The 26773-nt window shown below is 73.2% G+C and carries 27 protein-coding genes; 5 read left to right on the forward strand and 22 right to left on the reverse strand.

Annotation, left to right across the window (positions count from 1 at the left end):
• Nucleotides 1-2 precede the first annotated feature (2 nt).
• Both BM142_RS09345 and BM142_RS09350 read right to left on the reverse strand, forming a co-directional pair.
• The gene (locus BM142_RS09345; protein WP_175527183.1) at nt 3-332 is read right to left on the reverse strand and encodes an FmdB family zinc ribbon protein; all 330 of its coding nucleotides are present in this window, start codon (nt 330-332) and stop codon (nt 3-5) included.
• A 93-nt stretch (nt 333-425) separates the two neighbouring features.
• Complete coding sequence (locus tag BM142_RS09350) at nt 426-1481, reverse strand: substrate-binding domain-containing protein (RefSeq protein WP_217640654.1); 1056 nt, start codon at nt 1479-1481, stop codon at nt 426-428.
• A gap of 143 nt (nt 1482-1624) precedes the next feature.
• Between BM142_RS09350 and BM142_RS09355 the strand changes: the two genes are divergently transcribed.
• Nucleotides 1625-2053 carry a MarR family winged helix-turn-helix transcriptional regulator gene (locus BM142_RS09355; protein ID WP_092196587.1) on the forward strand — a complete coding sequence of 143 codons (429 nt, stop codon included), beginning with the start codon at nt 1625-1627 and terminating at the stop codon, nt 2051-2053.
• 92 nt (nt 2054-2145) lie between these two features.
• Entirely contained in the window at nt 2146-3180 is a 1035-nt protein-coding gene (locus BM142_RS09360; RefSeq protein ID WP_175527184.1) for an alpha/beta fold hydrolase, read from the forward strand.
• A 296-nt stretch (nt 3181-3476) separates the two neighbouring features.
• Here BM142_RS09360 and BM142_RS09365 read toward each other — a convergent pair whose 3' ends face one another.
• Together BM142_RS09365 and BM142_RS09370 are read right to left on the reverse strand one after the other, a co-directional pair.
• A complete protein-coding gene (locus tag BM142_RS09365; protein ID WP_092196594.1) occupies nt 3477-3905 on the reverse strand; it encodes a DUF1801 domain-containing protein in 429 nt (142 codons plus the stop codon).
• A 256-nt stretch (nt 3906-4161) separates the two neighbouring features.
• Nucleotides 4162-5118: a GlxA family transcriptional regulator gene (locus BM142_RS09370; protein ID WP_092196597.1), complete on the reverse strand. Its 957-nt coding sequence runs from the start codon at nt 5116-5118 to the stop codon at nt 4162-4164.
• A 107-nt stretch (nt 5119-5225) separates the two neighbouring features.
• Between BM142_RS09370 and BM142_RS09375 the strand changes: the two genes are divergently transcribed.
• On the forward strand, nt 5226-5867 hold the full coding sequence (locus BM142_RS09375; RefSeq protein WP_092196600.1) for an isochorismatase family protein: 642 nt from the start codon (nt 5226-5228) through the stop codon (nt 5865-5867).
• 78 nt (nt 5868-5945) lie between these two features.
• Here BM142_RS09375 and BM142_RS09380 read toward each other — a convergent pair whose 3' ends face one another.
• The 11 genes from BM142_RS09380 to BM142_RS09425 form a co-directional block, all read right to left on the reverse strand.
• Nucleotides 5946-7217, reverse strand: coding sequence for an RNA polymerase sigma factor (locus tag BM142_RS09380; protein ID WP_092196604.1), 1272 nt, complete (start codon nt 7215-7217; stop codon nt 5946-5948).
• A 17-nt stretch (nt 7218-7234) separates the two neighbouring features.
• Nucleotides 7235-7579, reverse strand: a complete 345-nt coding sequence (locus tag BM142_RS09385) for a YciI family protein (RefSeq protein WP_092196607.1) — start codon at nt 7577-7579, stop codon at nt 7235-7237.
• A gap of 209 nt (nt 7580-7788) precedes the next feature.
• A complete protein-coding gene (locus BM142_RS09390) occupies nt 7789-8424 on the reverse strand; it encodes a LysE family translocator (RefSeq protein WP_175527185.1) in 636 nt (211 codons plus the stop codon).
• Between the two features lie 224 nt (nt 8425-8648).
• Complete coding sequence (locus BM142_RS09395; protein WP_092196611.1) at nt 8649-8981, reverse strand: hypothetical protein; 333 nt, start codon at nt 8979-8981, stop codon at nt 8649-8651.
• Between the two features lie 66 nt (nt 8982-9047).
• A complete protein-coding gene (locus BM142_RS09400; RefSeq protein WP_175527186.1) occupies nt 9048-10616 on the reverse strand; it encodes a DUF2252 domain-containing protein in 1569 nt (522 codons plus the stop codon).
• 128 nt (nt 10617-10744) lie between these two features.
• On the reverse strand, nt 10745-11653 hold the full coding sequence (locus BM142_RS09405) for a cytochrome c oxidase assembly protein (RefSeq protein ID WP_175527187.1): 909 nt from the start codon (nt 11651-11653) through the stop codon (nt 10745-10747).
• The gene (locus BM142_RS24475; protein ID WP_175527188.1) at nt 11644-12114 is read right to left on the reverse strand and encodes a hypothetical protein; all 471 of its coding nucleotides are present in this window, start codon (nt 12112-12114) and stop codon (nt 11644-11646) included. The genes BM142_RS09405 and BM142_RS24475 overlap by 10 nt, the downstream gene beginning before the upstream one ends.
• Complete coding sequence (locus BM142_RS09410; protein WP_092196617.1) at nt 12111-14666, reverse strand: cbb3-type cytochrome c oxidase subunit I; 2556 nt, start codon at nt 14664-14666, stop codon at nt 12111-12113. Before BM142_RS09410 ends, BM142_RS24475 begins: the two co-directional genes overlap by 4 nt.
• Before the next feature lie 73 nt (nt 14667-14739).
• Complete coding sequence (gene coxB, locus BM142_RS09415; protein ID WP_092196620.1) at nt 14740-15366, reverse strand: cytochrome c oxidase subunit II; 627 nt, start codon at nt 15364-15366, stop codon at nt 14740-14742.
• Between the two features lie 232 nt (nt 15367-15598).
• The gene (locus BM142_RS09420; protein WP_254790720.1) at nt 15599-16489 is read right to left on the reverse strand and encodes an alpha/beta hydrolase; all 891 of its coding nucleotides are present in this window, start codon (nt 16487-16489) and stop codon (nt 15599-15601) included.
• Nucleotides 16482-17585 (reverse strand): LLM class flavin-dependent oxidoreductase, encoded by a 1104-nt coding sequence (locus tag BM142_RS09425; RefSeq protein ID WP_254790747.1) that lies wholly within the window; start codon nt 17583-17585, stop codon nt 16482-16484. The genes BM142_RS09420 and BM142_RS09425 overlap by 8 nt, the downstream gene beginning before the upstream one ends.
• Before the next feature lie 160 nt (nt 17586-17745).
• Between BM142_RS09425 and BM142_RS09430 the strand changes: the two genes are divergently transcribed.
• Complete coding sequence (locus tag BM142_RS09430; protein WP_175527189.1) at nt 17746-18942, forward strand: M20/M25/M40 family metallo-hydrolase; 1197 nt, start codon at nt 17746-17748, stop codon at nt 18940-18942.
• 151 nt (nt 18943-19093) lie between these two features.
• Here BM142_RS09430 and BM142_RS09435 read toward each other — a convergent pair whose 3' ends face one another.
• The 5 genes from BM142_RS09435 to BM142_RS09455 form a co-directional block, all read right to left on the reverse strand.
• Nucleotides 19094-20278, reverse strand: coding sequence for a trans-sulfuration enzyme family protein (locus BM142_RS09435; protein ID WP_175527190.1), 1185 nt, complete (start codon nt 20276-20278; stop codon nt 19094-19096).
• Between the two features lie 88 nt (nt 20279-20366).
• Nucleotides 20367-21275 carry an NAD-dependent epimerase/dehydratase family protein gene (locus tag BM142_RS09440; protein WP_092196631.1) on the reverse strand — a complete coding sequence of 303 codons (909 nt, stop codon included), beginning with the start codon at nt 21273-21275 and terminating at the stop codon, nt 20367-20369.
• Between the two features lie 40 nt (nt 21276-21315).
• Nucleotides 21316-22860: a glycerol kinase GlpK gene (gene glpK, locus BM142_RS09445; RefSeq protein WP_092196634.1), complete on the reverse strand. Its 1545-nt coding sequence runs from the start codon at nt 22858-22860 to the stop codon at nt 21316-21318.
• 82 nt (nt 22861-22942) lie between these two features.
• Nucleotides 22943-23770 carry a phosphoenolpyruvate hydrolase family protein gene (locus tag BM142_RS09450; RefSeq protein ID WP_092196637.1) on the reverse strand — a complete coding sequence of 276 codons (828 nt, stop codon included), beginning with the start codon at nt 23768-23770 and terminating at the stop codon, nt 22943-22945.
• A 160-nt stretch (nt 23771-23930) separates the two neighbouring features.
• A complete protein-coding gene (locus BM142_RS09455) occupies nt 23931-24407 on the reverse strand; it encodes a VOC family protein (RefSeq protein WP_092196640.1) in 477 nt (158 codons plus the stop codon).
• Between the two features lie 104 nt (nt 24408-24511).
• Between BM142_RS09455 and BM142_RS09460 the strand changes: the two genes are divergently transcribed.
• Complete coding sequence (locus tag BM142_RS09460) at nt 24512-25519, forward strand: helix-turn-helix transcriptional regulator (RefSeq protein WP_175527191.1); 1008 nt, start codon at nt 24512-24514, stop codon at nt 25517-25519.
• Nucleotides 25520-25597: 78 nt separating this feature from the next.
• Here the strand turns inward: BM142_RS09460 and BM142_RS09465 are convergent, their stop codons facing one another.
• Both BM142_RS09465 and BM142_RS09470 read right to left on the reverse strand, forming a co-directional pair.
• Nucleotides 25598-25903 (reverse strand): hypothetical protein, encoded by a 306-nt coding sequence (locus tag BM142_RS09465; protein WP_139228817.1) that lies wholly within the window; start codon nt 25901-25903, stop codon nt 25598-25600.
• Nucleotides 25904-26035: 132 nt separating this feature from the next.
• The coding region (locus tag BM142_RS09470; protein ID WP_217640655.1) for a hypothetical protein at nt 26036-26773 on the reverse strand (738 nt) is incomplete at its 5' end.

Consider the following 26773-nt stretch of genomic DNA (forward strand, 5'->3'; position numbering starts at 1 on the left):
GCTCACGACCGGGGCAGGGACGGGTAGCGCCCTCCGGAGCGCTGCGCCGCATCGACCGGAGCTGCTCCTGTCATCGGGTTCCACCGCCGGCTGCGTGGTCGTGGCGCGCCGTCCGGGATCGAGCGGACCACCTGCGGCGCCTCTGCGCTGGCGTCCGCGGCACCGATCGCGCGGTGCAGACCCGGAGCGATGGTCGCCAGGTGCGGAGCGGTGAAGACGCGGTGGGACTCCGCCGTGCAGCTCGGGCACGGATGGGTCGGGGTCAGCGAGGACATCGGCTGGATCACGTCGAAGTCCGAGCAGGACGGGCACCGGAAGACGTATGTGGCCACGATCACTCCTTCATGTCACCTGAAACATATTCAGATGGAAGGAACTGTCAAGGGGTGGGCCGAGGATCTGCCGGCGACGGGGACCCGGCCCACCTACAGGTCGGTGAGCACGTCGAAGTCGACACCGTCGGCGACCGCGAGGTGGACCGGCTGCTGCAGGTGGTTGCCCACGAAGGACACGGCTCCGCGCGGGCCGTCGTAGCCGACGCCGTCGGCGACTTCGAGCATCCGGCGCACGTCCACGCTGCCGGCGTGCTGCGCCAGCGCGGCCAGCGTCATCAGCCCCTCGTAGCAGGACTCCGCGGCATTGTTCAGCGGAGGGGCGTCCGGCCCGTGCTGAGCGACGTAGTCGGCACCGAGGTCGAGGGCCGACGCGGTGGCGAGCGAGCGGAAGTACGACGCGCAGACGAAGAGGTCCTCGGTCGCGTCCGCGCCGCTGGCCATGAGCATGTTCTCCTCCATCAGCGGGGTGAACCGGACGAGGTCGTCCTGCAGCCCCCACTGCGTGAAGGCCCGGTTGAACTCCACGGCGTCCTGTCCCACCAGGTACATGAGGACGCCCTGCGCGTCGCTGCCGCGAATCCGCTCCAGGACCTGGGCGAAGTCGCGGGTGCCCAGGGGGACGAACGCCGTCCCGGCCACCCGGAGGTCCAACCGGCGGGCGAAGAGCCGGGTGACGTCGACGGAGGCGCGCGGCCAGACGTAGTCGTCGCCGATGATGAACCACCGGCGCACGTCGCGGACGTCGCGCAGCCAGCGCAGTGCGGGCGCGACCTGCCGCGCCGGGGTCTCCCCCGAGCAGAACACCCCGGGACGGGTCTCGCCGCCTTCGTACAGCGACGTGTAGACGTAGGGGATCCGGCCGGCCGTGATCGGCGCCAGCGTCTGCCGCACGGCCGAGATGTGCCAGCCCGTGACGCCGTCGATGCCTCCGGCATCGATCAGCCGGCCGATCTCCGCGGCGATCTGCGCGGGGGGCGCGCCGCCATCGACGACCTCGACGCTCATGTCCCGGCCGAGGACGCCGGTCTGGTTGATGAGTGTCAGTGCGGTGGCCGCGACGGCCTCGCACGATGGGCCGAAGATGCCGGCAGGCCCCTGCAACGGGACGACCAGCGCGACCCGCAGGGTGCTCGCTTCCCGACCCAATGCTCTCCCTCCTTGGCGTGACGTGCACGGCGAGAAAGGCGGGGGTCCCTGACGTCTGCCACAATCGAACGCCCGAGTGGGGCATGACTATGCTCAGCTTCCCTGGTTTTGGGAAGAGCGTGCTCGGGCGGGAAGAGACGGGCATGCTGCAGGAGGACCAGGGGCGGAGCGTGTCCCACGTCGACCTCCTCCGCCGTGCGACCGCGGGCTTGTCGCAGCGCGTCGAGGGCATCGTCACCGCGGCCGATCTGACGCTGGACAACTGGCGGGTGCTGCACGCCCTCGCCGAGTGCGGGCCCCTGTCGATGAGCGATCTCGCGAGCCGCACCCGCATCACCGGCCCGACCCTCACCCGCATCGTCGACCGGCTGGTGGAGCGCGCGCTGCTCTACCGCAACGTCGACGCCGCGGACCGGCGACGCGTGCTCGTCCATGTCGCCGACCGCGGTCGGACCCTCCACCGGTCGCTGACCCCGCGGATCGCGGCGGCGGAGCGCGAAGGGCTCGCGCCCTTGTCCGAGGACGAGGCGCTCACCCTTCGCCGGCTCCTGGAACGGCTCGCCACACCCTGAACAGGGCGCGCGTCGGTCGCCCGATCCCGGCTTGCGGTCATCCGGAGCGAGCGGCAGGCTGCGGAGAAACTTCCACGTGGATGGAGTCTGCCGTGCCGGCACCGACTGATCACGAGATGTTCGACCTCGGCGACCTGCCCTTGCAGAGCGGCGCGATCCTCCGTGGGGCGCGGCTGGCGTACAAGACCTACGGAACGCTGAACGAGGACAGGTCGAACGTCATCGTCCACCCGACGTGGTTCAGCGCCTGGCACGACGCGAACGAGTGGTCGATCGGTGCGGGCAAGGCATGCGATCCGGACAGGTACTTCATCGTCGTCCCCAATCAGCTCAACAACGGGCTGTCCTCGTCGCCGAGCAACACCCCGCAGCCGTTCGACGGGCCGCACTTCCCGTCCGTCACCTTCCACGACCAGATCGAGGCGCAACATCGCCTGCTGACGCAGAAATGGGGAATCACCTCCGTCGAGCTGGTCGTCGGCTCCTCGATGGGCGCAGGGCAGACCTACCAGTGGGCGGTCAGCCATCCCGAGATGGTCCGACGTGCTGCGCCGATCGTCGGCTCGAGTCGCACGAGCGAGCACAACCAGGTGTTCCTGAAGAGCCTGCGGGCAGCTCTGACCCTCGACCCGGCGTTCCGGGCGGGCCACTACTCCCCCGGTGCCCTGCCCACGGCCGGGTTGCGCGCCTTCGCCCGGATCTATGCCGGTTGGGGCCTCTCGCAGGCGTTCTACTGGGAGCGCGAGTACCGGAAGATGGGGTTCTCATCCCTCGAGGACTTCCTCGTCGGGTTCTGGGAGGGCTTCTGGCTCGACGACCGCGACCCGAACAACCTGCTGGCCATGCTGTGGACCTGGGAACACGGCGATGTCGGGCAGACGCCCGGCTTCGGCGGGGACACCGAGGCCGCCCTGCGCTCCATCCGCTGCCCGTTGATGGCCATGCCGGCGCGTACCGATCTGTACTTCCCCCCGGAGGACGAGCAGTGGGCTTCCCGGTTCATCCCGAACGGTGAGGTCCGGGTCATCGACACGATCTGGGGTCACTTCGGTGGCCTCGGCCTCAACGAGCCCGACAACCAGTTCATCGACGAGACGCTCCGGGAGCTGCTGGACCGGCAGGTGTGAGCTACCGAGCGCCGGCGCGCGACAGACGCCGGTGCACCGCCACGATCGTGAGACGGCACCGGCCCCCTTGCTCGGTCCGGCGGGGTGGAGGAGGGCGAGCGGGTCCGGCGGGCACGAACTCCGCCACCCCCTCGCCCACGGCGACCGCCGTCATGGCCGCCAGCCCACGACCGGTTGCGGTCTCACGCGCCGTGGATCCCCCCACCCGATCGTGTCCGGCGGACGACGCGGCCAGGCTGCCCGCCGCCGGAGCGACGAGCAGACGACCGGGACCGACGCGGGAACGTCGCGAACGGTCACATCCTCGCGCCGGGCAACCGGCTCGACTGCTCGATCCAGCGACGGAGCTGGTCCTCGTCCATCTCGTCGTCCTCGTGGAGGTCGAGGTAGCGCACCTCGTCGTGCTTCGACGGCTTCGGGGGCATGGGCTCGAGGGAGGTTCCGCGGAGGAACTGGACCTGCACGTACTTCGTGTAGCAGCGGAACGACAGGAACCAGCCTTCGGCGTCCCGGCCGTAGAACGGCTGGTTCCACTTCACGGCCTTGTGCACGCCCGGGACGGTGCGCTCGACCAGACCGTCGAGGCGCTTCCCGATCGCCTGCTTCCACCCCGGCATGGCGGCGACGTAGCGCTGCACAGGGGCGTCTCCCTCGCCCTTGGGAACCTGGGGGTTGCCTCCCGAGAGCAGCCGTGGCCCGGGCGCGTCCTTCTCGTCACCGGTCATGATCCGCACGTCCTCCGCGTACTCAGCGACCGGGGGAAAGCTGCCATGCGTGGCGCCAGGCGGACAAGGTCGGATACGGCGAGACGCAACGGCGCGATCTCCCTGGCCGGCGGGCGTCGCGCGCCGCGGCGGACGCAGCGCCCGACGCGGTCGAGGACCTACGGGCGGCGCGGCCGCGGCGGCACTCGGGCATGCCGGGCACGCAGGATGGCTGTTCCCCCTCACCTGTGATCCGCCGCCGGCCATGGAACGGGGCTCAGGCACCGCCCGGGACGCCGAACCGCTGCCGGTAGGACGTGGGCGTGGTGGCGTAGGCCGCGGCGAAGTTCTGGCGGAGGGTCACGGCGCTGCCGAAGCCACAGGCGCGCGCGATCCGCTCGATCGACCAGGTCGTGGTCTCCAGCAGCCGCCGGACCTCCTCGAGGCGCTGGGTCAGGATCCACCGGGCGGGCGTGGTCCCGACCGCTTCGGTGAACCGGCGGGTGAAGTTCCGCCCGCTCATCCGGGCGTGGCCGGCCAGCTGGTCGACGGACAGGTCACGGTCGAGGTTGGCGAGCGCCCATTCCATCGTCGCCCCGATCCGGCCCCCGTCGCCCGGATCCGGCACGGGCCGCTGGACGAACTGCGCCTGGTCCCCGTCACGGTGCGGGGCCACCACAAGGTGCCGGGCCAGCGTGGTGGCCGCCGCGCTCCCGAGGCGGGTGCGGACCACGTGCAGGCAGGCGTCCAACCCGGATGCGGTCCCGGCCGAGGTGAGGACGTCGCCGTGGTCGAGGTACAGCGCAGACGCGTCGACCTGCACCGCGGCACGACGCTGCTGCAGCTGCGGTGCCGCCGCCCAGTGGGTGACGGCGCCCCGGCCGTCGAGGAGCGCGCTGTCCGAGATGGGGAACGCGCCGAGGCACAGGCCGACGACGGTCGACCCCGCGGCGTGCGCACGGCCGACGACGTCCACGAGCTCGTCGCCGGCCGGCGGGAGATCGGTGGGCCAGGAGGGCAGCACCAGGATGTCGGCGCCCGGCACCACCTCCGGCCCCGCGACGTCGTCCACGAGCAGGCCCTCGGCCGTGCGGATGCCGCGCCCGTCCTGCGTCCACACGCGGGTGCGCCAGCCGGATGCGAGGCCGAGCCGCGACACCTCGCCGAACACCAGCAGCGGCGTGGCCAGGTGGAACATCGTCATGCCGTCGAAGGCATGCACCGCGATCTCCACGCTTGTCCTGATCTCATCGTCCATCGTCCGGCCTGCCACTCACGCTACGCCGGGAGCACGCGGCAGCCTGGAGGCCGCCACCGCCGCCCACGCAGGGAGAACCAGCCATGTCCGCCCCCCGCCGCGCCCTCGTCGTCATCGACGTGCAGAACGACTACTTCGACGGGCCGCTGGAGATCCAGTACCCGCCGCGCGAGGACTCCCTGGCCCGCATCGTGAGCGCCATGGACGTCGCCGCCGAGCGCGGGCTGCCGGTCGTCGTCGTCCGGCACGAGCTCCCCGAGGGGGCGCCGGTCTTCGCAGCCGGCTCGACCGGGCAGGGGCTGCACCCGGACGTCGAGAAGCGCACGACGGACGCGTGCAAGCAGGTGACCAAGAACAAGGCCAGCGTCTTCTCCGGCACCGACCTCGCCTCCTGGATCACGGCCAACGAGGTCGACTGCCTCACGCTGGTCGGGTACATGACCAACAACTGCGTGATCGGCACCGCGGCCGCCGCCGCGGACCTGGGCATCGCCGTGGAGGTCCTCTCCGACGCCACCGGCGCCATCAGCATCGTCAACGACGCCGGCAGCGCCTCCGCCCAGCAGGTTCACGAGACGCTCATGGCGCTGCTGAACTCCAACTTCGCCGCCGTCGCCACCACGGCGACGTGGACCGGTGCCGTCGAGCAGGGTGCGGCCCTGCCGGGCAGCGACCTCGGGACGTCCGCCGTCCAGGGCCGCGCTGCCCATGGCGCCACGCAGTAGGCGACCTCTGTCAGCCCGGGCGTCCTCCGGCGGCCGCCCCCAGGGTCGCGAGGCCCGCCTGCACCAAGCCTGGGTCCCTCAGCCCTGCCGGGGCCCCAGGGCCTGGAGGCGGCGGGCGAGGAAGTCCCGCTCGACCGCGTTGCCGGTCAGCAGCACCGCCTCCTCGTAGGCGCTGCGGGCCTCGTCGACCCGGCCCAGCTTGCGGAGGAGATCCGCCCGCGCCGCCGAGAAGTATCCGTACCCGGCCAGCTGCGGTTCCCCGGACAGGACGTCGAGGGCGGCGAGCCCGGCCGCGGCCCCCTGGGCGAACCCCACGGCGACGGCGCGGTTGAGCGCGACGACCGGGGACGGCCACACCGCGGTGAGCAGGTCGTAGAGCGCGACGATCTCGCGCCAGTCGGTGTCCCCCCACGTCGGCGACTCCGCGTGGACGGCCGCGATCGCGGCCTGGAGGGCGTACCTCGTCGGCGGGCGGGCGCGCAGCGCCTCCCGGACGAGCGCCGCACCCTCGGTGATGGCGGTGCGGTCCCAGCGGGAGCGGTCCTGCTCCTCGAGCAGCAGCAGGCGGCCGCCGGGTGCCGTACGGGTCTCGCGGCGGGCGTCGGTGAGCAGCAGCAGCGCCAGCAGGCCCGCCACCGCCGGGTCGTGCGGCAGCAGCCGCCGGAGCATGCGGGCCAGCCCGACCGAGCGCTCCACCAGGTCCCGCCGGACCAGATCGGCACCGGCCGGGGTGGTGTGCCCGGTCGTGAAGAGCAGGTGCACCACGGCGAGGACGGCGTCCACCCGATCGGGCAGCTCCGCGGCGGGCGGCACCCGGTACGGGATCCGTGCGACGGCGATCTTCTTCTTCGCCCGCGTGATCCGCGCGGCCATCGTGCTCTCGCTCACCAGGAACGCGCGCGCGACCTCGGCGGTGGACAGGCCGCACACGAGCCGCAGGGTCAGCGCGACCTGCGCTGGCCGGTCGAGGGCGGGGTGGCAGCAGGTGGCGACCAGCCTGAGCCGGTCGTCCGGGATCTGGTCGGCGGGCCGGTCGTCGACCAGGTCACCGGGACCCGGCTCGACGCCGTCCTCGACCAGCAGCGGCAGGTGCCGGGTCTCCACCTTCCGGTGGCGGAGCACGTTCAGCGCCCGCCGCCGGGCCGCGGTGGTGAGCCAGGCGCCCGGACGCGACGGGATGCCACGGGTGCGCCAGTCGACGAGCGCGCCGGCGAAGGCGTCCTGGACGCACTCCTCGGCGACGTCGAGGTCGCGCGTCACGCGCACCGTCGCGGCGAGCACGAAGGCCCACTCGCGACGGTGCGCGTCGGCGACCGCGGCGGCGACGGCCGAGCTGTCGACGGCGGTCACGCGCCGGCTCCCCCGGCTCAGTCGAAGGTCATGACCGGGCGGACCTCGACCCCACCGAACCGCGCCGGGCACGACCTGGCGACGGCAAGCGCGGTGTCGAGGTCCGGCGCGTCGATCACGTAGTAGCCGCCCAGGGCCTCCTTGGTCTCGACGAACGGGCCGTCGGTGACCTCGGAACCGCCGCGCACGCTGGTGGCGGTCGGCGTCGGTTCGAGCGCCTCGCCGCCCAGCAGCTTGGCGCCCAGCCGCTCGACGCCGGAGGAGAAGGTGTCGTGCTCCTGCATCACCTCGTTCATCACCTCCGGCGTCGCGGTGGCGTAGCCGGCCTCGTCCTCGTAGATCAGGATCAGGTACTTCGACATCTGCTCACTCCCGGTTCCGGGCCCGCTGTTCGAGCCCACACCCCTACGACACGCACCCCCGGCCCGGATCGACAGCTCGTCCGAGAATTCTCTGCCGCCGTCCGCGATGCCGGTTCCGCGCGTTCTACCAGGACGGGAGCTCGCCCAGTAGCCGGTCCGGCGCGCGGACCGCCACCGATGGGGGCAGGCCGCCACCGCGCGGCAACGACTCACAGCCCGACGGCCGAGGCTGTGCCGAGCGCGATCAGCGATGCACTGAAGACCCGCTGGGTCCAGCGGACGACGACCGGCCGGAGCAGCCACGTGACGGCAGCATGGGCGAGCCAGGCGAGGCCGGAGAGCCACATCGTTGCGACACCCACGTCGACGGCGCACAGCAGCAGCGAATAGTGCAGCACCGACGCGCCGTCCGGCACGAACTGCGGGACGACGGCGAGGTAGAACACCCCGATCTTGGGACTGAGCAGGTCACTCGCCAGCCCGGCGGAGAAGGCCCGCCACCAGCCGCCTCGCGCAGGGACCTGCGGGACCGCATCGAGCCCACCGCCCGGGCGGGACCTGCTGCGCAGCTCGGTGACCAGGGGTAGCGCCCCCAGCAGGACAAGGTAGCCGGCCCCGGCCAGGAGCAACGCCGCGTACAGGGACGCCGACCGGTCGATCGCCGCGGCGAGCCCGCCCGCGGCGGCCACGCCCCACGCGAGCGTGCCGAGCGCGACCCCGGCCACCGTGGCCATGCCGAGGCGCACGCCACCCCGCACGGAACTGCGCAGGACGAGGACGTCGTCCGGACCGGGCGAGACGGACAGCAGGAGCGTCAGCGCCACGAACCCCCAGATGCCCTCCACCGGGAACCTCGATCCACGCCGACCCCGGAGCTGAGCCAGGGCGTCGCAGGGAGGAGACGCCGGCGGATCGCGGTGATACGTCCCGAGCGGCACGACGTCGTCCGGCCCGCGGCAACAGGGGCGGACCGTCGCTCAGGACGGGGGCCACCGGGGACCGTAGACCCGTCGGCCTGGCGGACCGAGCTCGGCTGGCCGCTCCCTCCCCCGACCCGGCCGTGGTGATGTCACAGCTGCAGGACGGACGCGGCCATCAGGCAGGCCGCGGCCACGGCCTCGGGATCGTGCAGATCTCCCGGATCGACCGACGCCGCCCGCGACCGCGCGCGCACCGCGGCCCCGGGGTCGGCCGCGGCGAGATCGGCGCACAGCGCAGCGACGACGACACCGGTGTCGTGCGCGTCCAGGCCGTCGAGGGCCAGGCCGTCGTGGAGCAGGATGGCCGCCTCGCGGTACACCTCCCGCGCCGCCTCGAGGTCCACCTCGGGCCGCGCCCGTGCCACCGCCTCGGCGGCGGCCAGGAACTGGTCGTACGGCGGGCCCGCGGTGCCTGGCGGCATGCCGGCACTGTCCCGGTGCGCCGGTGCCCCGGCAAGCGGATTCTCCCGCCGGTGCGCGCACCCGGATCAGCGGTAGACGACGTCGACGCTGCGGAAGGCGCCGAGCTCGTGGTCGGCGACGAAGTGCTCGTGGTCGCGACGTACGCGCGCGGCGGCCTCGTCGGCGAAGCGCAGCAGGTCGTCGACGAACAGGTCGTGCCCCCCGATCGCGTCCATGATCGCCGGCTCGATGTCGTAGTCGATCAGCCCGTTCTCGTCGGACATCGCATGGGTGTGGGCCAGGACCCCGCCGCAGATGCCGGCGTACTCCTTCCACTCCCCCGCCGACAGCGAGCCCAGGCTCATGTCGTCGCGGAACGGCGCCCGCTCGCGGACCATGAAGCTGTGGCCGTCGAAGTCGACGCTGCCGTAGAAGACGTCCCCGTTGACCAGGTGCACCCGCTGGGCGTGCCGGATGCGGTCGCCCTGCCGGTCCACCTCGAACCCCGAGGGCGGCACCAGACCGGCCAGCGCCGACCGGCGCGCCCGCTTGAACTCCAGCAGCAGGTCGTCGGTGCCGTCGGCGCGGGGGCCCTCGATGAGCACGAAGTACCGGCTCAGGCCGAGCGACGCCGTCCCCGCCCCCTTCCGCTCGGCGACGTCCTTCACCCGCATGCCGCCCGCCCGGGCGGGGACGGCGACGTCGTTCTCGCGGACGTAGCGGTCGACCAGGTCCTGGAACTCCGGTCGCCGGCTGCTGACCGGGACGAGCTCGCCGTCGGTGCGGAAGCCGCTGCCCTGCTCGTCCAGCAGCGTCTCGGCCAGCCACTCCGCCCGGCCGCGCTCCAGGACGTCGCCGATGAGCTCGGCGATCATCGGCGGCGCGTTGTCCAGCCGCAGCTGCTCGTCCTGCTCGTTCCCGTCCGTGGCGTAGGCGGCGATGCCCTCGATGTAGCCGCGGACGAACCGCTCGGCCACGGCGCGCTGCTTCTTGGGCTTGAGGCCGGATTTCTCGGCCGCCCCCAGCATGAACCCGACCACGCCGCGTTTCAGGTCCCAGGTGAACGGCGCGTAGAAGGCGTCGTCGAAGTCGTTGACCCCGAACACGGGCACGTTGTCCGAGCTCGGCATGACGCCGAACTTCCCCGGGTGCACGTCGCCGAGGGCCAGCACGGTCGGCATCCGGGCGTCCTCGCCGAGGATGTCCCGGTAGAACAGCAGGTTCGTGCCGCGGAAGAAGTGGAAGACGGAGCCGGCGAGCTTGTCGAACTTCTCCCGCGCCTCCACGTCGCTGGTGGCGATCCGGGTCTCGTGGTCCTCGCGCACCGTCTCGCGGACGTGCATCCGCCGGTCGTTGCCACGCAGCATCCGCGGCAACAGCACCATCTCGCCCCGCGCCCGGGCCTCGGCCAGCTGCCGGAAGGACTCCACCCGGGAGCCCACCGGGACCCGGCCGTCGCGTGTGCCCCGTCGGCCGCCGTCCTCCCCCTCGGCACCGCCTTCGCCACTGCCCTCGCCAGGGCCGGCCGCACCGGACTCGCGCAGGTTCGCGGCCAACTGCGTCTTGCTCATCGACGAGCGTCCACGGATGCCGGCCGCGCGGGCACGGTCCATCAGCTCGTCGCGGGTGGCGGTGCTCAGGCTGTTCGACGTCATCGACCGGCCCTACCCACGCCGGACGCGAAGTCCGGCGAACGGCCGTTACGAGCTCGTGACGGCGCATCGCGGCGGGATCCCCCGGCGGTGCCGGTGAGCCGCTGCAGAGTGCTCCGCGAGATGGTCGTTCACGGCTCCGGGCCCACCCGCGTGGGAACGAGGCCGGCAGCCGCGGCCGCGGAATCCGTGCCGTCCTCGGTCCCGCGGATCCACGCGACGAGCAGGCCGACTGCGACGACGACGTGCACCAGGCCGGCCGGGACCCACATGATCGCGCCGGCCAACTGCTGGTCGGCGAGGGGCGCGAGCCCCCAGACGTGCGTCGTCTCCCCGTAGGCGGTGTACCAGGGGCTGCGGCCGAAGGTGAGCAGCAGGGACAGCAGCGCGCTCGACATCGCCAGGCCGAAGAGCAGCAGCACGCCCAGACCGGCGGGAACTCTGGCGGCGCGGACCCCGATGACGGTGCGCCAGAACAGCACGCCGGTGAGGAGGAAGGTCGCGTGCTCGAGGGCGTGGACGGCGGTGTTCCGCACCGCGGCGTCGTAGAGGACCGCCGCGTGCCAGGCCCAGAACGTCCCCACGTGCAGCAGCCAGGCCGTTCCCGGATGCCGCAGGGCGTGCGCGACCCGGCCCAGGCGCAACCGCCGTCGCAACGGGCCGATCGCGCGGCGGACGGCCGCGGGGCTGCCACGCACCAGCCTGGCTCCGGGGGCGCTCAGGACGAGCAGCGGGGCCGCGATCAGGGTGAGCAGCAGGTGCTGGACCATGTGCGCGGACGCCAGCGCCCCCGACACGGCGTCCAGCGGTGAGAGCAGGGCGACGGCGATGGCGACGAGCGCGCCACCGAAGCACCGTGCCCGCCACCTCTCGCCGTCGACGGCACGACGACCGCGGCCGCGCAGGTAGGCCCAGAGCGCCAGCAGCAACCCGGCGACCACCACAGGGTCGGCGCTCCAGGCCGTCCACAGGGTCTCCGGGGTCAGGTGCGAGCCGTCGTGCGCGAGCGTGGCGCCCCGGCCGGCGTCCATCAGGCGCATGCCGACAGGAACAGCGCCGGCAGGCCGACGAAGAGCACGGTGACCAGCCCCAGCACGGACAGCACGAAACCGCCGAAGGCCAGCGGCTGCCGGTCGACGAGCTCCTCGCTCCCCGCCTCCCCGCGGAACCGGCGGAACGCCCGCCACCGGGCCAGGCCCCACCATGCGGTCGCCGCGCAGGCGAGGGCGGCCACCGCGGTGGCGACGAGCGTGACGACGGTGGGGACGGGAGGGTCGAACGCGTCCAGCCCGGGACCGTCCCCGGTGCAGCCGGCCTCGGCGACCAGGTAGACCAGCATGAAGTGCACGGAGCTGATCACCGGCCCGGCCAGCAGGACGGCGACGACCACCACCGCCCGGGTGTCGACCGACACGTCGACCGGGGCGGGCGTGCCCCTGCTGGACGTGGCCGCCTCGTCCGGGCGAGGAACGCGGCTCTCGGAGGAGCGGCCGGCGGTCATGTCAGGACCGGTCCCAGGTAGAGCGTGGCGAAGCCCAGCACCCAGATGACCGCCATCGCCACCCAGAACCGCGCCACGTTCGCGATCGGGGCGTGCCGCCGGTACGTGTAGGTGCCCCGGGACGCCCAGTACATGACCATCGCCAGCATGATCAGGGCGGCAGCGGCGACGAGGAGGACGAAGCCCGCCAGGGTGAAGAAGATCGAACCGTAGGCGTGCGCCGTCCACGCCACGTCGAGCCGCACCAGGTCCACGACCTGGACCGCCACCCCCGCGCCGGCCGGCACCAGCGCGGCCCACAGGCCGACGCGGAAGCCGCGCATGTCGCCCTGCGAGATCTGCCGTCGGGCGAACGGCACCCCCACCGCACTGATCGCCACGAGCGCCGCGGCCACCGAGGCCAGGCCCAGCGGTGGGTCGCCGACGCCCGGCGGCGGCCACTGCGGGTTGTCCAGGCGCAGGTAGAAGTAGCTGAGCAGCAGAGCCGAGAAGGCGACCGCGACGAACAGGATGGCGAGCAGGGTGCCGGTCCGCGCGACGATCACGCTGCCGTGCGCGTTGACCGGCACGCCGTACTCGCGCTCGAACTCGTCCTCCTCCGTCGCCGTCATCGGCGGGGGTTGCGGCCAGTTCCACGCGATCACCGACAGGACGATGATCACCGCCCCGACCGCCGCTCCCCACCGGAGCTTGACCAGCTCGCTGAGGAAGATGAGGACCACGCCGCCCGCGGTGATCAACGGCCAGATGGACGGGTTCGAGACCCGGAAGACCTCCACGGGCCGGCCGTCCGCCGTGCCGACGACCACTGCCGCCCGCCACTTCAGCGGCCACTGCCCCAGCCCGCGCACGAACCGCTCGAGCTGTGGTTCCCCCCGGTCGAGTTCGGTCTGGTCCCACAGCGGGTGCCGGCTGCGCACGATCGGCGGTTGTGTCCAGCTGTGCTGCTTGGGTGGGGACGGCAGTGCCCACTCCAGGGTGTCGGCGCCCCACGGGTTGGCGTCGGCCCGCTCACCGCGCCGGATGGTGCGGACGACGTTCCAGACGAACACCCCGATCCCCGGGACGATGATCAGCACCCCGATGGTCGAGATCAGGTTGAAGATCTCCCAGCCCTGGCCGGCCTCGTAGGTGTAGACGCGCCGCGGCATCCCCATGAGGCCGACCTGGTGCATGGGGAAGAAGGCGACGTTGACGCCGACGAACAGCAGCCAGAAGTTCCACTTGCCCAGCTTTTCGTCCAGCAGCTTCCCGGTGAACTTCGGGAACCAGTAGTACACACCGGCGAAGATCGGAAAGGCGACGCCGCCGATGAGCACGTAGTGCAGGTGCCCGACGACGAAGTAGGTGTCGTGGGCCTGCAGGTCGAAGGGCACGGAGGCGACCATCACGCCGGTGATCCCGCCGATCACGAAGATGATCAGGAAGCCGATGACGAACAGGAAGGGCGTCCGCCACACCGGCCGCCCCACCCAGATGGTGGCCAGCCAGGAGAAGAACTGGACGCCCGCCGGGATGGAGATGGCCATGCTGGCCGCGGCGAAGAAGCTGAGCACCAGCGGGGGCAGGCCGACCGCGAACATGTGGTGCGCCCACAGCGCGAAGGAGAGGAAGCCGATCGAGACCAGCGAGGCGACGAACCAGATGTAGCCGACGGGCCGGTGCCGGACGAAGACCGGGAGGATGGTGGCCACGACCCCCACCGCGGGGATGAACTGGATGTAGACCTCGGGGTGGCCGAAGATCCAGAACAGGTGCTGCCAGAGGAGCGAGCTGCCGCCGAGCTGGGGGTCGAAGAACTGGGTGCCGAACCCGCGGTCCAGCTCGAGCAGCAGGCTGCCGACGATCAGCGGCGTGAAGGCGAAGACGATCATGAACGCCATCACCAGGAACGCCCAGGCGAAGAGAGGCATCCGGGTGAGCGTCATCCCGGGGGCCCGCATCTTCAGGATGCCGATGATGATCTCCACCCCGGCCGCGATGGCCCCGACCTCCGCGACGCCGAGGCCGAGGATCCAGAAGTCGACCGCCAGGTCGGGTGAGTACTCCGGTCCGGAGAGCGGTACGTAGGCGAACCAGCCGACGTCGGGCACCAGCTGGAAGAGGGCGCTGCTGTAGTAGAGCAGGCCACCGAACAGGAACGTCCAGTACGAGAACGCGCCGAGGCGCGGGAACGGCATCTCCCGGCTGCCCAGCATGGAGGGCAGGATGAGGATCGCGAAGCCCTCGAAGATCGGCAGGATGACGAGGAACATCGTCACCGAGCCGTGGTTGGTGAACAGCTCGTTGTAGAACTGGGGTGAGACCAGCTCCTGCTCGGGGAAGGCGAGCTGCAGCCGCATGAGCAGCGAGTCGAAGCTGCCGCCCAGCAGCAGGAAGAAGAACCCGGTCAGCACCAGGCGCTTGCCGACGAGGTCGTTCTGGACGCCGGTCAGCTGTCCCCGCAGCCCGGGCGGGTCGTCCCAGATGCGGTCCAGTTCCTCGGCCGTTCCCGGGTCGGTGACCTCGGGTGTGTCGCCGCCGGGGCGGGGTGCGCCCGCGTCGGCGGTCACGAGTCGTCCCGGTCGGGGGCCGTCGGCCGCGTCCGGGGCGTGGCCGGCTCCCCCGGGGGGCTCGCAGGCGCCTTCACTGCTGTCGCTCGATCCAGGCGGCGAAGTCCGCCGGGGTCTCCGCGACGACGGTCAGCCGCATGGTCGCGTGCTCGAGCCCGCAGAACTCGGCGCACTGGGTGCCCCACTCCCCCGGCTCGTCCGCCTCGAGCACGAGCACGTTCACCCCGTCCGGCAGCATGTCCATCTTGCCGCCCAGTTCCGGCACCCAGAAGCTGTGGATCACGTCCGCGGAGGTCAGGTGGAACTCGACCGGCTGGCCGACCGGGAGGTGCAGCTCACCGACGGTGCTGACGCCTTCCGCCGGGTAGTCGACCTCGAAGAACCACTGGTGGCCGGTGACCTCGACCACCAGCGCCCCGGGTGGAGCGTCCTCCGACAGCGTCCTCATCGCGGCCACCGTGGACCCGAACACCACGACCAGGACGACGACCGGGAGCAGCACGCCGCCACCCACGATCCATCGCCGCTCCGACGGTGCCGCCTCCCCGGTACGCCCGCGCCGGAACAGGCCCACCCCCAGGAGCACGGCGAAGAGGACGAACACGGCGACACCGAGGCCGAGCATGAGCCACCACGTGTCCGCGATGGACTCCGCGTTCGGCCCCTTCGGGTCGAGGCTCCCGGTCCCCTCGCCGTTCATCGGCGGCCTGCTGCCGCGGCGCGGGCGCGGGGCACGCAGCGGGCACCCGGTGATCTCACCGACCGGATGCGGATCATGGCCCCTCCACCGTGATCGTGGCGGATCGACGGTATCGGCCCGGGGCCGCGGGAGCGACCCGGGCCGAGGGCCGTGCCGGGCCCGGACCGCCACCACCGGACGGGCGTCGCGCCCCACCCCGCGGCTCGTCCGCCGTGCGCGACGGCGTGGCGGGTCAGCCCGCGGTGCTGCCGGCCTCCGCCGCGTCCCCGGGACGGTGGGGTTCCGGGAGGAGGGCGCTGCGCAGGAAGGCGGCCACCGCGGCGAGGCTCGACGGCGTCTCGAACGCCGGGTCCTCGTGGTTGGCCCCCGCCAGCAGCAGCAGCGACGTCGGGACGCCGTCCACCTGCAGGGCCCGGTGCAGAGCTCGGCTCTGCTCCGAGGGCACCCAGCCGTCCCGGTCGCCGTGCATGAGCAGGAAGGGCGGCGCCCCGGGGTGCACGTGGGTGATCGGACTGGCCGCGGCGGCGGCCGCCGCCTGTCGCAGGGACTCGACGCCGAGCAGGCGTGCCTCGGGGGGCGGGACCATGGGCGGCCCGGTGGCGAACGAGGGCAGCGGCCCCTCCGGCACGTCGGTCTCCCGGCGGGTCAGGTCCGTGATCGGATACCAGCACACGGCGGCCTGCACCGAGCTGTCCCCCAGGTCCCGGTCGCGCTCGTCCGGGCACAGCGCCAGCAACGCGGCCAGGTGACCGCCCGCCGAGGCCCCCCACGCGCCGATCCGCTCGGCGTCCAGGGCGAGGTCCGCCGCGTTGCGGCGCAGCCACCGGACCGCCGCCCGCACGTCGTCCAGCTGGGCGGGGAACGGCGCCTCACCGCTGAACCGGTACTGGACGGCAGCGACCGCCATCCCGTTCCGGGCCATGGGCACCAGCCGTTCGGCGGCGCGGGCGGTGCGCGACCCGCGCACCCAGCCACCGCCGTGCAACCAGAGGCACAGCGGTGCCGGCCGCGTCGCCGGCAGGTAGAGGTCCAGGTGCAGCTCGACCCCCCGTTCGGTGGCGTAGACCAGGTCCGACCGCACCGTGACACCCGGGTGAGCGTCCGCCGCGGGGATGTCAGCCACCCGCGGACACCGCGACCCCGCGGACGGCGGGGATCACCTCGTCGCGGAACAGCTGCACCGAGCGCTGCGCCGTCTCCGGCGCCAGCGAGCCCCAGGCGAAGGAGCAGGCGACGTAGTTGACCTCGCCGAGCGACACGGCGTCGGACACCTGGCCGGCGACGGTCTCCGGCGAACCGGCGAACAGCTTCCCCTCGGCGAGGAGCTGGTCGACGTCCACGGGCCGGCTGCGCTGCTCGTCCCCGTGCAGCCGCCAGAGGTGGGTGAAGTTGCGGTGGTGGTCGGCGAAGGCCGGCCGGAGCAGGGCCAGCGCCTCCTCGTCGGTCGGCGCGACGACCACGTGCCGCATCAGCCCGAAGCGCGGGGTCACCCCGGGGAGGCCGTAGCGGACCTCCCCGCGCTCGCTCGCGGCCCGGAAGCGCTCGAAGAACAGCCGGCTCTGCTCCCGGACGACGTCCGTCGGTGGGGAGAAGAAGCCGAAGCCGAAGATGACGTTGTAGCCCTGCTCCCCCAGCCGCGGGATCGAGGCCGGGTTGGACGTCGGGTACCACAGCGGCGGGTGCGGCCGCTGGCGCACCGGGACGTGCAGCGGGATCGGGCCGGCGTCGCCGTTCCCACCCGGGCGCCGGAAGGCCCCCGTCTCCAGGGCCTCCAGGATGGCCGGCATCAGCGCCTCGAAGCGCTCCGCCGTCCCCGGTGGCGTGAGGCCGAACATCGCGGCCTCGTGCGGGGAGGACCCCTTGCCGACCCCGATCTCCAGCCGCCCGCCGCTGAGCTGGTCGAGCATGCCGATCTCCTGCACCAGCCGCAGCGGGTCGTAGAGCGGCACGATGAACGTGGTCGGCGCGAGCCGGATCCGCGTGGTCTCCCGGGCGGCGGCGGCCAGGAACACCGCGGGCGAGGGCGCCAGCCCCAGCGGGGTGCCGTGGTGCTCGGCGAGGTGGTAGGTGGCGAAGCCTCCCCGGTCGGCCTCGCGCAGCAGGGCCAGGCGGTCCTCGTACACCTCCCCCGCCGTCTTCCCGGGCGCGGCGTCGATCCAGTCGAAGAGGCCGAAGCCGACGTCCTGCTGGGCGTCCGGTGCCCCCGGCTGCGGCGACATCACGGCGTTCTCCTGTCCTCGGGGGCCTCCGGCCCGCGGTGTCCTCGACGGTCACGCTAGGGCCTGCGCCGACGCCTGGCGTCGACGGCCCCCGCCGAGGACCACGGCGACCGGCACGAGATGCCGGGCACGTGCCGGCCGGATGTGCGACGTTGACCGCGTGACCGGTTCCGGCGTGGCGGACGTCGCCGTCCGCCTCGCCGTGGAACTGGTGCGGATCGACAGCGTCAACCCGGGTCTCGTCCCCGGCGCGGCCGGCGAGGCCGCCGTAGTGGACCGGCTCGCCCACCGGCTCGCCGCCCGCGGCTTCGACGTGGCGGTCGTCCCCGCGGCCGGCGCGACCGGCCGGCCCAGCCTGCTCGCCACGCACCGCGGGTCGGGTGGCGGCCGCACCCTCGCACTGAACGGTCACCTGGACACCGTGGGCGTCGCCGGGATGGCCGAACCCTTCGCCGGCCGGATCGTCGGGGACCGCCTGCAGGGCCGCGGGGCGTGCGACATGAAGGGCGGCGTGGCGGCCATGGTCGCGGCGGCCGAAGCGGCGGCGGCCAGCGGTACGGCCGGCGACGTCGTCCTGGCGCTGGTCGCGGACGAGGAGCACGCGAGCGTGGGCACGGAGGCGGTGCTCGGGCGGCTCGCCGGTCGGCTGCCCGACGCCTGCCTGGTCGGCGAGCCGACGGAGCTCGACCTCGCCGTGGCGCACCGCGGGTACTCCGTCGTGGAGGTGTCGCTCACCGGGCGGGCCGCGCACTCCTCGCAGCCGGCGGACGGCGTGAACGCCGTCGTCCACCTCGGCCGGCTGCTGGCCGCCGTCGAGGCCCGCGACGCGGAGCTGGCCGCCGGCCCCGCCCACCCCGTCGTGGGGACCGGGTCGCTGATGTCGACCGTCGTCCGCGGCGGTACCTCGCCGTTCGTCCTGGCCGACGCCGCCTCCGCGGTCGTCGAGCGCCGGACCGTGCCGGGCGAGCCGGCCACCGTCGGGCTCGACGAGGTCGAGCGGATCCTCGGCGCGCTGCGCCGCGACGACCCGTGCGTCGAGGGACGCGCGGCGCTGGCGCTGGCCCGCGAGCCGTGGGAGCACGACGGCACGTCCCCCGCCGGATCCGAGCTCGCCACCGTGCTCACCGACGCCCTGGCCGGGTGCAACGGCCGCCGACCGGACGGGGTGGGGGTCCCGTACTGGATGGAGTCGGCGCTCTGGGAGGGCGCCGGCGTGCCGACCGTGGTGTGCGGACCCGCCGGCGGAGGGCTGCACGCCGCCGACGAGTGGGGCGACCTCCGGCAGCTCCGCGGCTACGCCGAGGCACTGGTGGTGGCCATCGACCGCTTCTGCCGTCCCCTCGACGCCGACAACTAGTGCCCCGGCTGCCAACGTTCGCCCCTGCGGGAGGCGTCTGCCGCGGCCGAACAATGTGCGCTGGTCAGCAGTTCCCGGAAGGGAAGCTGCCGACTTGCGCACGATGTTCCTGGGCGCGAGTGCGTGCAGGCGAAGGTTGCCCGTCGCGGTACTAGCTGCCGCCGGTCGCGCTGATCGCCTGCCGCAGATCGGCGACCAGCGCCTCCTCGCCCTCCAGCCCGACCGAGAGCCGCAGCAGACCCGGGGGGATGCCGGCGTCGAGCCGCTGCTGGGGGGTCATGGTGAAGTGCGAGGAGTTGAACGGCACGCTCGCCAGCGTCTCGACGCCCCCGAGACTCGTCGCCTCGACCGCCACCTCCAGCCGGCGCAGCACCTGCAGGACGCGCTCGTCCCCGCCGGCGAGCACGAGGCCCAGCATCGCGCCCTTCGGCCCGGGCATGACCGCGTCGGCGACCGCGCCGGCGTCCGGGTGGTCGAGCCGCCCCGGGTAGCGGACGTGCTCGATGCCGGGTTCGTCGGCCATCTTGGTGGCGACGACCTCGGCCGTCCGGCACGACTCGGCGAGCCGGACACCGAAGGTCCGCATCCCGCGCCAGGCGAGGAACGCCGCGTGCGGGTCCAGGCAGCCGCCGAAGGTGATCAGCCGCCGCTGCACCTCCTCGGCCAGCGCGCCGTCGTCGAGCGTGACGGCGCCCGCGACGACGTCGGAGTGGCCGGCCAGGAACTTCGTCGCCGACTCGACGACGACGTCGGCCCCGAGCGCGAGCGGCCGGGTGCAGAAGGGCGTGGCGAAGGTGTTGTCGACGACCAGGCGGGCGCCCGCACCGTGCGCGATCCCCGCCACGGCGGGGATGTCCATCAGCCGCAGCTGCGGGTTCGAGAGCGTCTCGCCGTAGAGGACGGCGGGCCGGTGCTCGGCGACGGCGCGCTCCCACGCGGCGGTGTCGAAGGCGTCGACGCGGATGACGGTGACCCCCAGCGCGGGCAGGTCGCGGGTCAGCAGGTCGTCGGTGTCCCCGTACACCTGGCGCGCGGCCACCAGGGTGTCCCCGCTGCGCAGGAGCGTGACCAGCGTCGTGGCGATCGCCGCCATGCCGCTGGCCGTCATCAGCGACCGCGCCGCACCGTGCAGCCGGGCGACCTCGGCCGCCGCGGCGTCGACCGTCGGGTTGCTGAACCGCGAGTACCACGTCTCGCGCAGGCCGCCGGTCCCCTGGATGTCGGCGTAGGAGGTGTCGTCGAGCTCGAACGTCGTCGTCTGGTAGATCGGCGGCACCACCGGATACGTCCGCGACGTGTGGTCCCGGCCGGGCCGGTACGCGTTCCCTGGAGCCACCTGGTCCCTCCCTGCTGTCCGCACGGCCGGGAACGGACGTCCCGGCCCGGGACGAGGCTAGCCAGCCGGCCCTGCCCCGTCCCGGCCGTCACGCGCGCGCCGTCAGGTCCCGCCGCAGCTCGTCCATGGCCTGCGCGAGGCCCACCCGCGGCGTCCAGCCCCACCGGCGCGCGCGGTCGGCGAGCAGCTGCCCGGTCCAGGCCGGCTCGTCGGTCCACTCGGGTGCGACGCCGGGCGCGTCGGTCACCGTGCCCAGGTAGTCCCGCCAGGTGGCGGGCTCGCCGGCGACGACGACCGGGGTCGTGGCGCCGGCCACGGGACCGCGCTCCGGGTCGTCGGCGGTCGCGACGGCCCCCGTGGCCAGGTCCGCCAGGAAGGCGGCCAGGTCCTCGACGTGCACCCAGGCCCAGGTCATGGCCGGGTTCGCCCGCCGCTCACCGCTGCGGACCTCCCGCGGGCGCAGCGTGTTCCAGACCGACGTGTCCCCGGGGCCCAGGATCGCCGGCGGGCGGACCAGCACGGTCGTGAGCCCGCCGACCTGCGCCAGTGCCCGGTCGGCGGCGTTCTTGGTGTCGGGGTAGTCGCCACTGCCCTCGGGGAGGAGGGCGCCGTCCTCGGCCACGTCGCCGAGGCCGGGCGAGCGGTCGTAGACCCCGGCCGTGGACACGTGCACGAGCCGGGGGACGCCGGCGTCCCGGGCGATCCGCGCGAGGGCCGCCGTGCCCTCGACGCCCACCCGGTGCTGCACCTCCCGGGGCGACCCCATCGGGTGGATCGTCGTGACGACCGCGTCGGCGCCCCCGGTCACCTCGCGGGCGAGATCGGGATCGGCGAACTCGCCCACGTGCTCGGTGACCCCGTCGAGCGCGGGTGCGCTGCCGGCACGGCGGACCACGGCCCGCACCTGCGCGGACCGGTCGACGAGGGCGCGGCACACGGCGGTGCCCACCAGCCCGTTCGCACCGGTCACCACGACGACGGGAGAGGAAGCGACCATGCCGCCACCCTGCCAGCGACCGGACGACGGCGCCCGGCGGTCAGGGGGCCACGTCCGCGGCGGTGTCGTCCTCGACGTCGACCCAGTCCAGCGTCCGCTCGACGGCCTTCCGCCATCCGGCGTGCCCCGCGGCGCGCTGGGCGTCGTCCCACTGCGGTTCCCACCGGCGGTCCTCGGCCCAGTTGTCCCGGAGCTCGTCGGTGTCCTTCCAGAACCCGCAGGCCAGGCCGGCGGCGTAGGCCGCGCCGAGCGCGGTGGTCTCGGCGACGACCGGCCGGCTGACCGGGACCCCCAGGATGTCGGCCTGCATCTGCATGCACAGCTCGTTCGCGGTGACGCCGCCGTCCACCTTCAGGACGTCGAGGTGCACCCCGGAGTCGGACTCCATGGCCTCGGCGACGTCACGGCTCTGGTAGCAGATGGACTCGAGCGTGGCCCGGCAGATGTGCCCACGGGTGTTGAACCGGGACAGCCCGACGATCGCCCCGCGGGCGTCGGAGCGCCAGTACGGCGCGAACAACCCGGAGAACGCCGGCACGAAGTAGACGCCACCGTTGTCGGGGACCTCGCGGGCCAGCACCTCGCTGTGCGCGGCGTCGCGGATGACGCCGAGCTGGTCGCGCAGCCACTGCACCGCCGACCCGGTGACGGCGATGGACCCCTCGAGCGCGTAGCGGACCGGCTCGTCGCCGAACCGGTAGCAGACGGTGGTGATCAGCCCGGCCTGCGAGCGGACCAGCTCGGTACCGGTGTTGAGCAGCAGGAAGTTGCCGGTCCCGTAGGTGTTCTTCGCCTCTCCCGGCTCGAAGCAGACCTGGCCGACCGTGGCCGCCTGCTGGTCGCCGAGGGCTGCGCTCAGGAGCACCTCACCGCCGAGCGGGCCGGCCGTGCGGCTGGTCCCGTAGCCCTGCGGGTCGGAGGAGGGCCGGATCTCGGGGAGCATCGCCCGGGGGACGCCGAAGAAGGAGAGCAGCTCGTCGTCCCAGCCGAGGGTCTCCAGGTCCATCAGCATGGTTCGCGAGGCGTTGGTGACGTCGGTGACGTGGACACCGCCGTCCGTGCCGCCGGTGAGGTTCCACAGCAGCCAGGTCTCCGTCGTCCCGAACAGCGCGTCCCCGCGCTCGGCGAGTTCCCGGACGCCGTCGACGTTCTCGAGGATCCACTGGATCTTGCCGCCGGCGAAGTACGTCGCCGGGGGCAGCCCGGCGCGGTGCCGGATGACCTCCCCCTTGCCCTCCCGCTCCAGCCGGGCGGCGATCCGGTCGGTCCGCGTGTCCTGCCAGACGATCGCGTTGTACAGGGGGCGGCCGGTGCGCCGGTCCCAGACGACCGTCGTCTCGCGCTGGTTGGTGATGCCCATCGCGGCGAGATCGGGGGCACTGATGCCCAGGCGGTTCATCGCGGTGCGGATGACGGTCTGGGTGCGTTCCCAGATCTCCACCGGATTGTGCTCCACCCAGCCGGCCTGCGGCATGAACTGCTCGTGCTCCAACTGGTAGCGGCCGACCTCCTGACCCCCGTGGTCGAACACCATGAAGCGGGTGCTGGTGGTGCCCTGGTCGACTGCGCCGATGAGGTCAGCCATCGGTGGCACTCCTTCCGTAGGTCTGCGCCGCGACGTCCCGCCGCCCCGTGCACGTGGCCCGACCCGGCGGGCCTTACCCGGGTCAGCGGTCGATGTCGATGGCCTTGAACTCCTCGGTCCGGGACCGGATGGCGACCTCCGTCGGCAGCCGCTCGATCGAGGAGGCCCCGAAGAAGCCGACCACGCCCTGCGTGCGCTGCAGGACGTAGGCGGCGTCCGCCGGCTCGGCGATGGGGCCGCCGTGGCAGAGGCACAGGATGTCCGGGTTGACCTCCCTGGCCGCGTCGGCCATCGCCTGGACCCGGGCGACGGACTCGTCGAGGGTCGGTGCGGTGGCGGCGCCGATCGAGCCCTTCGTCGTCAGGCCCAGGTGCGGGACGAGGATGTCGGCCCCCGCGTCCGCCATCTTCCGGGCCTGCTCCTCGTCGAACACGTAGGGCGCGGTGAGCAGGTCCTTCTCGTGCGCGAGGCGGATCATGTCGACCTCCAGGTCGAAGCCCATGCCGGTCTCCTCGAGGTTGGCCCGGAAGACGCCGTCGATGAGGCCCACGGTCGGGAAGTTCTGCACGCCGGTGAAGCCGAGCCGCCGGAGGTCGTCGAGGAACGGCCCCATCAGCCGGAACGGGTCGGTGCCGTTGACCCCCGCCAGGACGGGGGTGTCCCGGACGATCGGCAGCACCTCGGCGGCCATGTCCACGACGATCGCGTTGGCGTCCCCGTAGGCGAGCAGCCCGGCCAGCGAGCCGCGCCCGGCCATCCGGAACCGCCCGGAGTTGTAGATGATCAGCAGGTCGATGCCGCCGGCCTCCGCAGACTTCGCCGAGATCCCGGTGCCCGCGCCGCCACCGATGATCGGCCGGCCCGCGGCGACCTGGGCGGCGAAGCGGGCGCGTGCCGTGTGTCGGTCCATGTCAGCTCTCCTGGCGGTTGGCGGAGGGGGCTCCGGACGGGCCGGAGAGGCCCCGCCGGCGTCGGATGCGCTCGGGCTCGCGACGACCGAGTGTCGTACGACCCCCGGCGCGGCCGGCGCCGGGGGGTCGCCCGGCGTGGGTGCTCCGGCCGGCCGGGGATCAGCCGTTGCCGGGTGCGGCGACGTCGAGGATCCAGGTGACCCCGAACCTGTCGGTCAGCATGCCGGAGGCCGGTGCCCACGGGGAGGGCCCGAACGGCTCGACCACCGTGGCGCCGACGGCGAGCTTCTCCCACAGCGCGCCCACCTCGTCGACGCTCTGCCCGCGGACGGACAGGAAGAACGGCTGCGCGGTCAGGGTGACGCCGTTCTCCCGGCGGGTGGTCGGCGCCGCGCCGGCCGCGACCGTGCCCGACGTCCGGGCCTGGCCGGGGACGTCGTAGGCCATGACGCCGAACCCGTCGGCGCCCACGACCTGGCCGAACACGACGTCGCCGGCGTCCGGCAGCTCCGGCGGCATCCCCACGTCGCCGTACGTGGCGATGACCGTCCGGCCCCCGAACACCGACGCGTTGTGCTCCAGCGCCTCCCGTGCCTGGCCGTGGAAGTTCAGGTGGGCGACCGTCTGCACCGTCATGACTGCTCCTCGCTGTCGAGATCGCCGGACGTCCCGGCGCCAGGAGGAACAGTCGTCGCAGTTCAGGTCAGAGAATGTCCGGTACTCCGGGAAGAATGGCCGGCATGCCCAGGACGTCGGCACCGGTCGCCTCGCAACGGCTGCTGCGTCTGCTGTCCCTGCTCCAAGCCCGCCGTGACTGGCCGGGCCCGGTGCTCGGCGAGCGGCTTCAGGTCAGCGAGCGCACCCTCCGCCGCGACATCGACCGGCTGCGGGAGCTCGGGTACCCCATCAGCGCGGTCCGGGGGCCGGACGGCGGCTACCGGCTCGACGCGGGGAGCCACCTGCCGCCGCTGCTGTTCGACGACGAGCAGGCGGTGGCGCTGGCCGTCGCCCTGCGCACGGCCGTGGGCACGGGCGCCGGCATCGAGGAGGCGGCCGCCCGCGCGCTCGGCACCGTGCGGCAGGTGATGCCCACCCGGTTGCGCGCCCGCATCGACAGCATCCAGGTCACCCCGGTGGAGCGCGGGGGTGCCGACCCGCAGGCCGATCCCGGCGTCCTGCTCGACATCGGAGCGGCCATCCGCGCCCGGGAGGAACTGCGCTTCGACTACCGGTCCCCGGCCGAGCAGGGGCGGGAGGCGGCCGCGCGCCCGCCCCGCCAGGTGCAGCCGCACCACCTCGTCGCCCGGGGCGGCCGCTGGTACCTCGTCGGATGGGATCCCCACCGCGGGGACTGGCGCATCCACCGCGCCGACCGCGTCGTCCCCCGGACGCCGAACGGTCCGCGCTTCGTCCCCCGGGAGGTCCCCGGCGGCGACGTCGCGGCCTTCCTCGCGGCCCGGTTCCGCGGCTCCAGCGGTGAGGACTGGCCCTGCCGGGGCATGGTGGTCCTCGGCCGCCCCGCCTCGGAGGTGCTGCCCTTCGCCGGTGACGGCACGGTCGAGGAGCGCGACCCCGGGCGTTGCCTCGTCCGGCTCGGCTCCTGGTCGTGGGCCGCTCTCGCGGCGACCCTCGCCCGCTTCGACGCGGCCATCGAGGTCGTCGACCCACCCGCGCTCCGCGAGGCGTTCGCCGACCTCGCGGCCCGGGCGGCCGCCGCCGCGGCCGCACCGGCGGCCGCACCGGAGTAGTCCCGGCGGGTGCACCCGGGTGGCTGTGAAGGAAGTCGGCGACTTCCATCGTTCGAGGCGGCCGAAGGCCATGGGGTCTCAGAAGGGGATCTCCGGGCTGGAGACCGCCACCCCGCCGCCGTACACGTCATAGGTGACCGCGGTCGACCGGTCGACCCGGATCTGCATGCGCGCCCTGGCGAGCGACCCGAAGCCGACGGACAGCTTCGCGTAGCGCGATCCGTCCAGGGTCTGCTTCTGGGCGTCCTTGCCGAGGAAGCCGACGCCGTAGCGCACCTTGATGCGGGCGCCCTGCGGAGCCCGGAAGAAGGCCGTGCCCTTCGCGTTCCAGAAGCTCTCCACGGTGCGCCAGCCGCCGCTGCGCACGTCCTTCGTCCTGAGCACGTCTCCCCCTCGGGAATCGCGAACGCGTCGGCGGGGTACCTGCCCTGCATGCCGGCCGCGGACGCCGACGGCCTGCCCTCCCCTGATCCGGGAGAACAGACCGTCGTGCGTCCCTGCGGACGGATCAGCGGGTCACGCCGACACGGGTGACTGGGCCGACCGCGGCGTCGGGAACGTGAACTGCGGTCCCCACTGCTGGGGCTGCACCGTCCAGTTGTACGGGTAGCCCATCGCCACCGTCGACTTCTGCTGCCCACCCAGCGCCTGCTGGATGAGCGGCACGGCCACCGACGTGAGGATGCTGCCCAGCACACCCCAGATCTTCTCGTCCACCTCTCCGGTCTGCTGCGCCGGAGCGGTCATCGGTGCGCCGCTCTTCTGCTGCCCACCCAGCGCCTGCTGGATGAGCGGCACGGCCACCGACGTGAGAATGCTGCCCAGCACACCCCAGATCTTCTCGTCCACCTCTCCGGTCTGCTGCGCCGGAGCGGTCATCGGTGCGCCGCTCTTCTGCTGCCCACCCAGCGCCTGCTGGATGAGCGGCACGGCCACCGACGTGAGGATGCTGCCCAGCACACCCCAGATCTTCTCGTCCACCTCTCCGGTCTGCTGCGCCGGAGCGGTCATCGGTGCACCGCTCTTCTGCTGCCCGCCGAGCGCCTGCTGGATCATCGGCACGGCCACCGTGGTGGCGACGTTGACCAGGACGCTGCCCAACGCGCCCCAGAACTTCTCGTCGACCTCACCCATGGCCCCGTTCCCCGCCGGGACGGCAGGAGCGGTCATCGGTGCGCCGCTCTTCTGCTGCCCGCCCAGCACCTGCTGGATCAGCGGCACGGCCACCGACGACAGGATGCTGCCCAGGGCACC

Source organism: Blastococcus tunisiensis (assembly GCF_900112815.1).
GTDB classification, from domain to species: domain Bacteria; phylum Actinomycetota; class Actinomycetes; order Mycobacteriales; family Geodermatophilaceae; genus Blastococcus_B; species Blastococcus_B tunisiensis.

Bases quoted from the DNA above. Each gene is read 5' to 3' on its own strand.
- BM142_RS09355 (WP_092196587.1), top strand. From the start codon at position 1,625: ATGCTGCAGGAGGACCAGGGGCGGAGCGTGTCCCACGTCGACCTCCTC.
- BM142_RS09365 (WP_092196594.1), bottom strand. From the start codon at position 3,905: ATGACCGGTGACGAGAAGGACGCGCCCGGGCCACGGCTGCTCTCGGGA.
- BM142_RS09375 (WP_092196600.1), top strand. From the start codon at position 5,226: ATGTCCGCCCCCCGCCGCGCCCTCGTCGTCATCGACGTGCAGAACGAC.
- BM142_RS09385 (WP_092196607.1), bottom strand. From the start codon at position 7,579: ATGTCGAAGTACCTGATCCTGATCTACGAGGACGAGGCCGGCTACGCC.
- BM142_RS09395 (WP_092196611.1), bottom strand. From the start codon at position 8,981: ATGCCGCCAGGCACCGCGGGCCCGCCGTACGACCAGTTCCTGGCCGCC.
- BM142_RS09400 (WP_175527186.1), bottom strand. From the start codon at position 10,616: ATGACGTCGAACAGCCTGAGCACCGCCACCCGCGACGAGCTGATGGAC.
- BM142_RS09405 (WP_175527187.1), bottom strand. From the start codon at position 11,653: ATGCGCCTGATGGACGCCGGCCGGGGCGCCACGCTCGCGCACGACGGC.
- BM142_RS24475 (WP_175527188.1), bottom strand. From the start codon at position 12,114: ATGACCGCCGGCCGCTCCTCCGAGAGCCGCGTTCCTCGCCCGGACGAG.
- coxB (WP_092196620.1), bottom strand. From the start codon at position 15,366: ATGAACGGCGAGGGGACCGGGAGCCTCGACCCGAAGGGGCCGAACGCG.
- BM142_RS09425 (WP_254790747.1), bottom strand. From the start codon at position 17,585: ATGTCGCCGCAGCCGGGGGCACCGGACGCCCAGCAGGACGTCGGCTTC.
- BM142_RS09440 (WP_092196631.1), bottom strand. From the start codon at position 21,275: ATGGTCGCTTCCTCTCCCGTCGTCGTGGTGACCGGTGCGAACGGGCTG.
- glpK (WP_092196634.1), bottom strand. From the start codon at position 22,860: ATGGCTGACCTCATCGGCGCAGTCGACCAGGGCACCACCAGCACCCGC.
- BM142_RS09450 (WP_092196637.1), bottom strand. From the start codon at position 23,770: ATGGACCGACACACGGCACGCGCCCGCTTCGCCGCCCAGGTCGCCGCG.
- BM142_RS09455 (WP_092196640.1), bottom strand. From the start codon at position 24,407: ATGACGGTGCAGACGGTCGCCCACCTGAACTTCCACGGCCAGGCACGG.
- BM142_RS09460 (WP_175527191.1), top strand. From the start codon at position 24,512: ATGCCCAGGACGTCGGCACCGGTCGCCTCGCAACGGCTGCTGCGTCTG.